The organism is Candidatus Polarisedimenticolia bacterium (genome assembly GCA_035764505.1).
Taxonomy (GTDB): domain Bacteria; phylum Acidobacteriota; class Polarisedimenticolia; order Gp22-AA2; family AA152; genus AA152.
This window is the reverse complement of record DASTZC010000168.1, coordinates 1-10469: the sequence shown is the minus strand read 5'-3', so window position 1 is coordinate 10469 and position 10469 is coordinate 1. Positions and strand designations below refer to the sequence as shown.

Annotated in this window: 8 protein-coding genes; 4 read left to right on the top strand and 4 right to left on the bottom strand. The window is 65.8% G+C overall.

Features of this window, described 5'->3' with window-relative positions; genetic code table 11:
* A partial coding sequence (locus VFW45_11125; protein ID HEU5181338.1) for a hypothetical protein occupies positions 1 to 541 on the bottom strand: 541 nt, incomplete at its 3' end.
* On the bottom strand, positions 538 to 1017 hold the full coding sequence (locus tag VFW45_11120) for a hypothetical protein (protein ID HEU5181337.1): 480 nt from the start codon (positions 1015 to 1017) through the stop codon (positions 538 to 540). The genes VFW45_11125 and VFW45_11120, both read right to left, overlap by 4 nt.
* A 459-nt stretch (positions 1018 to 1476) precedes the next feature.
* Between VFW45_11120 and VFW45_11115 the strand changes: the two genes are divergently transcribed.
* The 3 genes from VFW45_11115 (at position 1477) to VFW45_11105 (ending at position 4048) form a co-directional block, all read left to right on the top strand.
* Positions 1477 to 2109: an RNA polymerase sigma factor gene (locus VFW45_11115; protein HEU5181336.1), complete on the top strand. Its 633-nt coding sequence runs from the start codon at positions 1477 to 1479 to the stop codon at positions 2107 to 2109.
* Positions 2106 to 2405, top strand: coding sequence for a hypothetical protein (locus VFW45_11110; protein HEU5181335.1), 300 nt, complete (start codon positions 2106 to 2108; stop codon positions 2403 to 2405). The genes VFW45_11115 and VFW45_11110 overlap by 4 nt, the downstream gene beginning before the upstream one ends.
* 155 nt (positions 2406 to 2560) lie before the next feature.
* On the top strand, positions 2561 to 4048 hold the full coding sequence (locus VFW45_11105; protein ID HEU5181334.1) for a sulfatase-like hydrolase/transferase: 1488 nt from the start codon (positions 2561 to 2563) through the stop codon (positions 4046 to 4048).
* Between the two features lie 63 nt (positions 4049 to 4111).
* Here VFW45_11105 and VFW45_11100 read toward each other — a convergent pair whose 3' ends face one another.
* Together VFW45_11100 and VFW45_11095 are read right to left on the bottom strand one after the other, a co-directional pair.
* Entirely contained in the window at positions 4112 to 6316 is a 2205-nt protein-coding gene (locus tag VFW45_11100) for an ATP-dependent Clp protease ATP-binding subunit (GenBank protein HEU5181333.1), read from the bottom strand.
* Between the two features lie 7 nt (positions 6317 to 6323).
* Positions 6324 to 6662 (bottom strand): FHA domain-containing protein, encoded by a 339-nt coding sequence (locus tag VFW45_11095; protein HEU5181332.1) that lies wholly within the window; start codon positions 6660 to 6662, stop codon positions 6324 to 6326.
* 314 nt (positions 6663 to 6976) lie between these two features.
* Between VFW45_11095 and VFW45_11090 the strand changes: the two genes are divergently transcribed.
* Positions 6977 to 10469: S8 family serine peptidase (locus VFW45_11090; GenBank protein ID HEU5181331.1), on the top strand; the 3493-nt coding region annotated here is incomplete at its 3' end.

The following is a 10469-nucleotide window of genomic DNA, read 5'->3' as shown; positions in this document are numbered from 1 at the left end:
CCTCGGCAATGTCCCCGGAAGATACGGGCGGACAGGGAGTGGGGGTGTCGATCAGGGCCAGGCCGAAGATGTCGCGCTGCGCCCCCTCCCCGTACAGATCGGCGATGATCGCGCCGTCGGAATCGAAGATCACCTTGATGGCGCTGCCGGAAACAGCGTCGGAGCGGTTCCAGAAGTTCGAAAAATGGCCGGTGTTGGTGTCGCCGAAGCCGGTCGCATTGACATCGGGCAGGGGATGGGCTGAATCGATGCTGAGGGTCACAGGCCCCACGACGTTCCAGGTTCCCAGCGCCTGCTGGAGAAGCACGGATGCCTCGCCATGGCTTAGCAGACCCAGGCCCCCGGCGTCGACATCGCAGGAGATCGCCACGGGAAGGGTTCCGGGCGGCGTCCCGGGCCACGCCATCGGCGTGCCGTTGCTCATGACATGCCAAGGGCCCCCCGCGAGAGCTCCAGGCGGTGACCCGATGAGAGCGGCGAGCAAGGCCGTGACGACCAGGAGGAGCGCGCGAGTTGGCGGCGGAGTCAGCCTCGCGTTCATGGCGCCAGCTCCTGTACCATCCGGATCAGGTCGTCCGAAGTGAGCCGATCCGGCCGATGCGCCTCGCCCTTCGCAAGGCTGCCGACCCGCTCGACGGCACGCGGAGACATTCCGTGGAGCAGGCCGCGGTTCCCGAAGCCGTTGACGGCGATCTCCTTGCCGTCCTTGCCGGAAACCCGGAGGAACTTCCCCTGGCCGAGACCCACCGGGCTGGTCATTCCTGAGCGGCTTTCGGGATAGAGGAACAGGACGACTTTTTCGCCTTCATGGAAGCCGGGTGTCGCCTCGGCTCCCGGGGCGGAGAGACCCTCTGGAAGAAAGGCGGTCTGGAAGGTCAGGGTTTTCCCGCCGCGTCCTTTGAGGGTGCGATCCACTTTGACTGTGACGCGCAGAATAGGAATCCCCAGCGTCGGATGGGTCGCCTGCTCGACCGAGACGCAGCGGCCCACGACGATGCGCCCCGCCTGACTGCTCATCTCCTCGAGATTCAGGGAGCGGAGGGTCGTGGCATGAAGGAAGCCGGAGCAGAGAATCAGTAAGATGAGGAAGATTCTGGATCGGCGAAGAAGGTGGTCAAGCCTTATGACCATCAGTCTGCCGAGCGAAATCCGGCGCGGGCGGGTCATCGAGATACTCACGAATCGGCTCATCAAGGTATCGGTTGCGGCGCCCACGGCGCAGCGAGGCAGTGACGTTGGGGCATGTATACTGTGTCCAGTAAATGCGCGCAAGAGTATTCTTTCGGCCAACCACTGGGACCCAGCTGGAAATGATGTTCGATCTGGTCCGTCTATGTTCATGACCTATTCTCCCAGCGGCAATCCGTCAGGACTGCCTGACCGGATGGAGCCGCGCCGCGGCAAGTTTCACGGGTCCGATTTCGCTGTCCGGGAGACAGAGGATGTGAAAGCTCCCCTTTCGCGGCTCTCACCGGTATGAGCGAATCGAGACCGCTGGCCCCCTTCAGCGACGAAGAGCTGGTGCGCCGTTACCGGCGCGGCCTCGATCGGGAAGGAATACTCATGGAGCTGTACGAGCGGTATCGCAGCCTGACCTATGGCTTTTTCCGAAGGAGGATCGGCGTGCCGGAAGTCGCGGCGGAGGAGAATCAGGAGCTCTATCTGGCCGTCATGGAGCACCTGGGGAGCTTCCGGGAAGAGTCGAGCTTCAGGACCTGGTTGTTCCAGATCGCCCATTACCGCCTGTCGCACCTGCGGCGCCGCTGGGGGGTGCACGTGGACGAGCGCTGCGATGAGGTTCCCGAGGCTCTCTCGAACAGCCTCGCGGCGCCCGGATCGCAAAACCCCGAAGCCGAGGCGAGCCGAGGGCAGATTGCCGGAGCTCTGCGCCGCTGTCTGGCGGCGCTCCCGGAAATCGAGCGGGCCGTGGTCCTGGGACAGTACTACGAGGGGGTGACGCTGCAGGAGCTGAGCAAAGCGCTGGAGCTGGCGAATCCCAGCGGTGCCCGCGCCCTGCTCATCGCTGCACAGCGCAAGCTGCGGCGTTGCCTCGAGCAAGGCGGCTTCGACGCCGCCGCCGCGCTGGAGGCCATGGAGACCTCGTCATGACCGATCGATCCGATACCGACACCACCTTTCGTTCAAGATGCGGTTTCCTCTCGGCCGCCGACCTGCAGGACTTCCTCGACGGGCGCCTGGCAGCCGCCAGGCAGGAAGAATTCGACCGCCACGTCGCCGGCGGCTGCGCCGAATGCGTCACGCTGGCGGCCGACCTTGAGGTGTATCGCCGCCTCATCAAGTCGGGTCCGAGCGAATCGGAGCGCCGGGAAGCCGAGCAGCAGGCCGAAACGCTGCGCGAACGCCTTCGCAAAGAGCTGCGCCGACGTAATCTGACCTCGACCTGAGCCCCGGCTTTCAGGCTTTTTCGGCATCGCCGGCGCCCTCAAGGCGCGCGGTTCCAGAATCCCTCTCGAATCCTCCACAGCTTCTTGTGAAATCCTTCACCCCACGGCTCTCTCCCTGGCGAATGGACGAAACCGAATGCCCAAAGGAGGGTGCCATGAGCCAGGGACGAAAACTCGGAAAGCTTCTGGGACTGGTATGTCTGTCGCTCGCCGTTCTCAGCCTGCCGGGGGGGAATGCCTCCGCCGCGCTGCAGGATTCCAAGCGCAACGTGCTCGTGATCGTCGCGGACGACTTCGGGGTCGACCAGCTGCAACGGTACGTGGATCATTTCGGAAACATCCTGGACGCCGCCGGGCATAGGATCGACGCGCCCGACACGCCCAACATCGACCGCCTCGCGGATGCGGGGGTGAGTTTCGAGAACGTCTGGTCCAGCCCCGTCTGCTCAGCCAGCAGGGCCGGCCTGCTGACCGGAACCTATAGCGTGCACAACAGTATCTTTGACGTGGTCTTAAAGGACACTCCCGGCATGAGCACTTCGATGATCACCATCGCGGAAGCCCTCTCGGCCACCAAGGGCTATCACAGCGCCCTATTCGGCAAGTGGCACCTCGGAACGAACCTGCCCACCGACCAGGGCTTCGAGGTGTTCAAAGGGGCCATGGACGCGGCGCTTGACGACTATTACATGTGGGAGAAGCGGGAGTCGGTGCACCGCTACGATTCGGTCCTGCACAAGGTGCTCGTGGGCGATTGGACCATCCCCAAGCCCACCTCAAAGAGCAATGACAACTACGCGACCTTCGTGAACGTGGACGACGCTTCCAGCTGGATCCTCGACCAGACCGGGAGCTGGATGGCGGTCGTCGCCTTCAACGCGCCCCATCTGACCACGACCAAGATCCTGGACGGCCAGGATCCTCCGACCGATGGCGTCTGCGTGGGCACTGGTGAGACGATGGACGAGGCGGTGATCTACCCCGCCATGATCGAGTGCATGGACGCTTACATCGGCGAGCTCCTGGAGCGCATCCACGACAAGCTGTCGAAGACCACCATCATCTTCGTGGGTGATAACGGCACCGACAGCACGATGACCAGCTTCCAGGCTTTCAAGGGTCTGCACGGGAAGGAATCGGTTTACGAGGGCGGGGTCGCCGTGCCGATGATCATCGCCGATGGCAACGCTTACATCGGCAGCGGCACCGGGAGCGGCGCCGGGAAAGTCGTGAGCCCGGGGCGGTGGTCGAACGCTCTGGTTCAGCTCGTCGATCTCTACGACACCATTCTGGAGATTGCCACGGTCGGTGGAGCCTCCTCCTACAACAGCGCCGATTCCTACAGCCTGGTCCCCGTGCTCAACCAGACGACGGATGTGGTGCGGACCTACAGCTATACCGAGATCATCAAGAACGGCCAGACCCAGATCGCGGCTCGCAATTCGAATTACAAGCTGATCCATCAGAACGACGGCAGCTGCGAGCTCTACAACCTGAGCTCCGATCGCTGGGAAGAGGGCGATCCGCTGACGTTTTCGAAGGTCGTGGGCCCCGGCGGCAGCGTGTCGGTTCCCTATTCGATGCAGCAGCTGCTGCTCGGCAAGATGAACACAACCCTGGGTCTGTCCCTGACGTGCAACTAATGCCAGAGCGCTCTGATTCCGGCCGCCCATGTCGTGGGCGGCCGGCTTCTTTTGGGGGGATCCTCAGGAGAACTGCAGCTCGCGGTCGGCCACCGTCACGCGCAGCGCTCCGGCGTCGTCGGGCCGTTCGAGCAGCGCACGCGCCAGGGGCTGGCGCAGATAACGGTCGAGGCCCCGGCGCAGCCCGCGCGCGCCGTGTCCGTCGGCGGCGCACTGCTGCAGTAGCCAGTCCTCCGCGACGGGATCGAGCAGAAGCTGCAAGCGTCGCGCCGAGCCCAGCGACTCGATTGCCTTCACCTCCCGCCGCAGAATGGCCCGCAGGTGTTCCTTCTCGAGAGGGTGGAAGACGACGATCTGGTCGATGCGGTCGATCAGCTCCGGGCGGAACGCGGCTCTCAGGAGGACTCGCGGATCCGTCTCGGCCTCCTGTCCTTCCTCTTCCAGGAATCCGACGTGCTTCTCCTTCGGCGGGGCCGTCAGAGCGAGATTGGAGGTCAGGATGATGATCGCGTGGCGGAAATCGGCCTCCACGCCCGAAGCCGAGCGCAGGCGTCCCTCGTCGAAGATCTGCAGGAACAGGTCGTAGACCTGCGGATGCGCTTTCTCCACCTCGTCGAACAGAACCACGCTGTGCGGCGCCGTCCGGATGGGACCGACGAGCCGTCCCTCCTTCTCGTAGCCGACGTAACCGGGCGGGGCGCCGATCAAGCCGGCAATCGAGTGGGGCTCGGTGAACTCCGACATGTCGAAGCGCAGGAGACGCTTCTCGTCGCCGAAGACGGATTGGGCCAGGCCGCGCGCCAGCTCCGTCTTCCCAACGCCGGGAGGCCCGAGGAACAGAAAGACGCCCGTCGGCCGCTTCGGATCGGCCAGGCCGGCACCGGCCGTCACGAGCGCGCGCGAGACCGCCGACACGGCGTGGTCCTGCCCGACCACCCGGGCGCGCAGGTCTTCTTCCAGGCGCAGGAGCTTGCGGGCCTCTTCCCCCGACAGGCGCTCCACCGGAATGCCGGTCCACTGGGCGATCGTCCGCGCGACGTCGGCTTCGTCCACCGTCGCCTTGCCGCGGGCGGCCGAGGCATTGAGCCGGATGCGCGCGCAGGTCTGATCGAGAGCATCGATCGCCTTGTCGGGAAGCCGCCGCTGTGGAACGTAGCGGACCGTCAGCCCCAGGGCGGCGGCGATAGCTGCCTCGCCGATTTCGACTTGGTGGAATCGGGCCAGGGAGCGCGCCGTGCCCGCCAGCATCTCACGGGCCGCCTCCGGAGCCGGCTCGGCGACAAGGATCTTCTCGAAGCGGCGGTCGAGCGCCGCGTCCTGCTCGATGCAGCGGCGGTACTCCTCTAGCGTCGTGGCGCCGATGCAGCGGATCTCCCCGCGCGCCAGGCGCGGCTTCAGGATGTTCGATGCGTCCAGCGCTCCCTCGCTCGCTCCGGCACCGATCAGGACATGGATCTCATCGAGGAAGAGGATGATCCCCGGCGAAGCGGAGGCTTCCCGCAGGACTTCCATCAGCCTTTCTTCGAAATCTCCACGGTAGCGCGTCCCCGCGATCATCGAGGCGAGCGACAGCTCGATGATCCGGCTCTCCTTGAGAGGCTCGGGGCAATCACTCGAGACGATGCGCTGCGCGAGCCCTTCCACGACGGCGGTCTTACCGACCCCCGCTTCCCCAACGAGCACCGGGTTGTTCTTGTTCATGCGCAGCAGGACATGGCTGAGCAGCTCGATCTCGCGCTCCCTTCCCAGGATCGGGCTGAGCGCGCCGGCCCGGGCACGGGCCGTGAGATCGCGCCCGAACCGCTCCAGCATCGGAGTGCCCGGGGCCGTAGCCGGTGCGGATGCGGCCGCGGACAGACTCTCATAGAGCTCGGACAGGTTGACGCCCGCGGCGCGCAGACGGCGTACCGGGACGCTGTGTCCCTCGAACAGCACCGCCTCGAGAAGGTGTCCCTCCTCCACCCAGTCGGCGCCGCGGCGCGCGGCGATGCCGGCGGCCAGGCGCAGCACCTCCTGAAAGCGAGGCGTGAGGAGAATCTCGGTCCCCCACGGACGCTGAGGGCACGCGGGGGTCGATTCGATCAACTGGGTGACGAAGGCGCGTACGTCGATCCCCCGCCGGGCCAGCAGCGCTGCGAGTGAGTCGGAGTTGAGCAGGGCTGCGAACAGATGCTCCACCCCGAGGTAGTACTGCTGGCGCCGGCCGCTCTCGGCGGCGGCTTCTCTCAGGAGCTGCTGCATCTGGGCGGAAAGCGGAGGCAAATCCATGGTTTCCTCAGGAAGCCATCAGCTCGAGGGTGGTACGGCCCACCACGAACACCGTTCCCAGGGCGATGAGGACCCGTCCCTGGATCCGCCCTTCGCCCAGAAACGTGCCGTTGGTGGACCCAAGGTCTTCCAGCCAGTACTGTCCCGCGTCAATCACGACCCGGGCATGCTTCCCGGAGACCGACAGATCGAATGGAATCGCGAGGTCATTCTCTTCGGTCCTCCCGATCGACAAGGATTCGCCGGCGCTGCGGCGCGACATGCCGTCCATCGGGCCGCCGATCACCTCGACCAGAATAGCGTCGGGGCGTCGTGCCCTGCGGACCTTGGTGTCCTCGTCGACCACGGCGGTCTTGACGACAGGGGATTTCCCCGAAGAATCTCCAGCGTCCTCGACAGGCGGGATGGGACTTCTCCCAAGAAAGAAACCGTTGAATTGTGCAGGTCGTATGTTGAGTGGCGAAAGTATACATTTCCTCAGGACGCCTGTGTGCAGAAATCGGTCGTTTCGGCTCACGCTGCAAAAAATTAAGATTGCATTCGGTCCCGACCGCCGGATATTTCCAGGTTCAGGGCTGAAACCCCATAACCCCACGTCCGTCCACGGCGGCCGTCCTTAATAATGAGGGCGTCGCAGGCCCCCCAATTCTCGGGAAAAACATGCGCATCATGCTGACTGGTAGTACTTTCAAGCGCTCAGCCGGGATTCTCCGCCTGCCGGCCGCCCTGGGGCTGATATCCCTGGCGTTCGTGGCCGCCTTTGCCTGGCACCCCAGGTCCGGCTCGCAGGCCCTCGAAGTCCGCCAGTATTCGGGCCCGGCTCCCGCCGGCCAGGTCGCCCAGCCCTTCGAGGAAGGCTCCGTGGGACCTCAGGTCCGGGGAGACCGCTTCGGCAATGCCAAGGGGTGGCTCCAGCAGAAAGGCGGCGGTCAGCCTTCGGTGGTCCCCGCCGGCGCCCGGACCATCGATGCCGAGAATGGGCGGCTCTTCGTGGAGATCCCGGTCTCGGCCCTGGCGAAGCTTGCCGCGCAGGGTCTGGAATTCGAGCCGGTGGAGGACCCCGACCTCTTCAATGTCGGATCCGAGACCTTCGATGTTCGCGACGGCGAGCCGGCGATTCCGGCGGAGCTCATCGCCTCTCCGGAGCGCCCCACCCGCCGACCCTACCTGGTCAAGTTCGACGCGCCGATCCGCGAGCAGTGGCTCGCAGATCTGCAAGCCGCGGGCGCCGAGATCGTCCAGTATCAGCCGCACTTCGGTTACCTGCTCCTGGTTCCGCCGGGCTTCGAGACGGCGATTCATGGCCGTGCACATGTCGCCTTTGACGGGGAATATCACGGGGCTTACAAGGCGCGCGCCGAGCTCAAAGCCAAGGCCGCATCCAATCAGGGGATCGATATCCGAATCGTCACCTTCGATCTCCCGGGTGCCCAGGCGCGCATCGATGACCTGGTGCATGGCGGCGCGCGCCTGGAGACGCAGAGCGCCGCGGCCTCCACCAGCCAGTGGACGACCCTGCGCGACTACGTCCTGCGCGGCGTGCGCTCGCGCGACTTGACCGCGATTCTGCGCGACCCTGCCGTCTACTGGGTCGAGGAGTGGAGCGAGCCGCGTCCGGAGGACGAGCGCGCCGCGCAGATCATCGCCGGCAACTACGCTTTCGGCGGCCTGCCCTTGACCGGCTACTATCCCTTTCTGGCGAGTCTCGGGGCCGACGGCACGGGGGTCACCGTGGCGGTCGCCGACACCGGGCTCGATACCGGAGTTCTGGCGACGATTCACGAGGATTTCCGCAACCGGACCGCCTTCGCCACGGCCATCTGCCCCAACAGCCGCGACCAGGAGGGCCACGGGACGAACGTCGCATCGATCGTTCTTGGGGATCCGCGGCCGCCGCTGGGAACGAACCTTCTCGATTCGGACGGCTTCTTCTGGGGGGCCGGCGCGGCGCCCGGCGCGCACCTCTGGTTTCAGAAGGCAATCAATGACGGCGATTGCACCACCTCGTTCGCAACCCAGCCCAACGTGCTTGCCGCGGATGCCTTCAGCGTCGGCGGGGCGCGCATCGGCAGCCACTCGTTCCAGGACGGTTTGACGCCCGGCAACGGCTACACCTCGACCTGCGCCCTCTGGGACGCGCGCACGCGCGACGCCGACTCGGGGGTCGCCGGCAACCAGCAGTATCTCGTCGTCTTCTCGGCCGGCAACAGCGGTCCGGCGGCCGGGACGCTGACCTCGCCGCACGCCGCCAAGAACATCATCAGCGTGGCCGCCACGGAGAACTACCGCCCCGGGGAGTGCCCCGGGGTCTCCGGCTGCGGCGGAGCGGCCGACGACATCGATGCGTTGATTGATTTCTCTTCTCGCGGTCCTACCGTCGACAACCGGATCAAACCCGACATCGCCGCTCCCGGCCACGTCATCGTGGGGGCGCGCTCCTCGGTGGCGGCCTACAGTTGCTTCTGTGACCCCGGAGGCGGCACGGGGTGCTGCGAGTCGACCGGCGTCGACGGCGCCAACAAATACTCCGCCTATTCCGGCACCAGCCAGGCGGCGCCGCGGATGGCCGGGGCGGCCGCGGTCGTCTTTGATTGGTTCAACGATCGCTTCGGCGTCTTCCCGTCGCCCGCCATGGCGAAGGCAATTCTGATCAACGGCGCGGTGGACCTGAAGACCCCCGACATCCCCAACTTCAACGAGGGGTGGGGACGTATCAACCTGAAGTCATCACTGGCGAACCCTGCGGGCGCGATGTACACGGATCAGACCACCGTCCTGGGGACGACGGGCGATGCCGCGGCCTTCACCATCAGCGGCATCATCCAGGATCCCTCGCGGCCGGTGACCGTGACCCTCGACTGGACCGATCCGGCCGGGGCCGTCAGCTGCAATCCGTGCCTGGTCAACGACCTCGATCTGCTGGTGACGCAGGGAGCGACCACCTGGCGCGGCAACAACTTCACGGCGGGTTTCTCGAACACCGGTGCTGTCGCCGACACGCGCAACAACGTCGAGGGAGTGAAGCTGGCGCCAGGCACGCTGACCTGCTCGCCGGTGCAGCTCAAGGTGCGCGCCCAGACGCTCAGCGGCGACGGCGTTCCGGGCAATGCCGACACGACCGACCAGGACTTCGCCCTGGTCGCGGCGAATCTCGGCGCCACCGGCGTGCCGGCGGTCGCCGTGGCCTCTTCCACCCTGTCGGGCGGCTGCGACAGCGACGGCTTCCTGGATCGCGGCGAGACCGCGACGCTCGCGCTCGGGCTCCAGAACGCCGGCTGTGCTAGTGCCAGCGGCGTCCAGGCAACCCTGAGCGTTCTGTCGGCTCCGCCCGGGGCGACCGTGACCGTATCGCCTACAGGTGCCGAGGCCATCGGCGCCATCGCCTCGGGTGCCACCGTCAACCACAACTGGCAGGTGACCCTCGCCAATGCCGCCCCGAACTTCTGTGGCGGAAAGGCGGTCCTGCAGGTGGCCGTCACCGACGGCGCGGCGCACAGCTGGACGCGGACCGTGGAAGTCACGCTCGACGCGGAGTCGCTGACCCCGGCAACCAATACCGATCCGGCGACGGTCGACAACTCGTTCTCCAAGTCGGCCGAGTACAGCCTGCAGAGCTGCCGGACCACCTCGACGCCGACCTCCTGGCACATGGGCCAGACCGATTGCAGCGGCATCGTCCGTGACAGCTCGACCCAGGATCTCGTCTTCGCCTACAACCTGCCGGCCGGCGCCGTTTTCGGTACGCTGACCTTCATGCACGCCTTCGGCGGCTACTCCAACGCCAATTTCGCCGACACCGTGGAAATCGACATCGATCCGGAGAATGACGGCTCCTTCGTCACGCTGCAGAAATGGACGCAGGGGGCCGACAACCCGACGGTCATGTCGACGGCCGGTCCCTACGATCTGACTCCCTTCAACGCCACGCATGGCCCCACCGTGAAGCTGCGCTTCCGCTTCCAGAGCGCCGCCAATTGGCATGGTGGTCCCAACAACGCCGCCGGCTGGGACGTGGACGATATCGTCCTGACCTACTCGACCCTTGTCTGCGAGAGCCAGGTCTGTTCCAGCTGCTCGGCGCCGTCGACGCTCACCAACAACAGCGCTGCCGACGTAAGCGCATGCGCCAATTCCGGCGTGCTCGTCTCCTGGA